The sequence below is a fragment of the Hylemonella gracilis ATCC 19624 genome (assembly GCF_000211835.1).
In the GTDB taxonomy this organism is placed as follows: domain Bacteria; phylum Pseudomonadota; class Gammaproteobacteria; order Burkholderiales; family Burkholderiaceae_C; genus Hylemonella; species Hylemonella gracilis.
Genome location: NZ_AEGR01000021.1, coordinates 1 through 888, shown reverse-complemented (window position 1 = coordinate 888; position 888 = coordinate 1). Strand labels below are relative to the sequence as shown.

Genomic DNA, 888 nt, shown 5'->3' with positions numbered 1-888 from the left:
CGCCAGACCGGCGGCGTCGTCCTTGGCGCTGTTGATGCGCAGACCGGAGGACAGGCGCTGGATCGCCGTGCTCAACGACTTGTCGCTGATGCCCTGGTTACGCTGGGCGGTCAGCGAGTTGATGTTGGTATTGATGACGGCTGCCATTGAAAACTCCTTCAGTTCAAGTTCAGGGTTGCGGCCCTCACTTCACGGGATAGGCCGGGTTCCATGCCATGACTCCATGAGACGGAACCGGCATTGCGTGGGAAAGATTGTGGGTGGCGGGTTCCCGGGCGTAAGCTGGATAAATAGGGTGGAAACCGGCCAGTTTTCAAATTTAAGTCTCAAGTTCCCGCCGGGGCTGCCGAAATGCGCGCCCGACCGACTGAGGGGGGGTAAAACCCCAAAAGTGAGCGCTCATTCGCCCCTTAAGCGAAAAAAAGGGAGGGGAAAAGGCCTCTTTTCCCGCTTTAGTTCTAAAGTTTCTGGTGCTAGCTGCCGATGCTGCAGCTGAGGACTAGTCTCTGCAGGGGGTTTTGGTCTTTGGCATGAGGCCTCTCGCGCCAAACACCAAGACCCGTTGCACGCGAGGGACTGGGCCGCGTTGCTTGCTGTGGAGACGCCATCTCCGCGGCTGGCTGTCTTCCATGAGAGTGCTGTCAATTCAGGAGATCTGCAATGGCATCTGTCATCAATACCAACATCAACTCGCTCACCGCCCAGCGGTATCAGGGCATCAGCGACAAATCCCTGACCCAGGCGATCCAGCGCCTGTCGTCCGGCCTGCGCATCAACAGCGCCAAGGACGACGCTGCTGGCCTGGCGATTTCCGAGCGCTTCACCGCTCAGATCCGCGGTTTGAACCAAGCCGCACGCAACGCCAACGACGGCGTGTCCCTGGCGCAA

At 59.1% G+C, this 888-nt stretch carries 2 protein-coding genes; one reads left to right on the top strand and one right to left on the bottom strand.

Features of this window, described 5'->3' with window-relative positions:
* On the bottom strand, positions 1–147 hold a 147-nt coding region (locus HGR_RS16960), incomplete at its 3' end, for a flagellin N-terminal helical domain-containing protein (RefSeq protein WP_006296305.1).
* Between the two features lie 513 nt (positions 148–660).
* Here HGR_RS16960 and HGR_RS01620 point away from each other — a divergent pair.
* A partial coding sequence (locus HGR_RS01620; RefSeq protein WP_006296304.1) for a flagellin N-terminal helical domain-containing protein occupies positions 661–888 on the top strand: 228 nt, incomplete at its 3' end.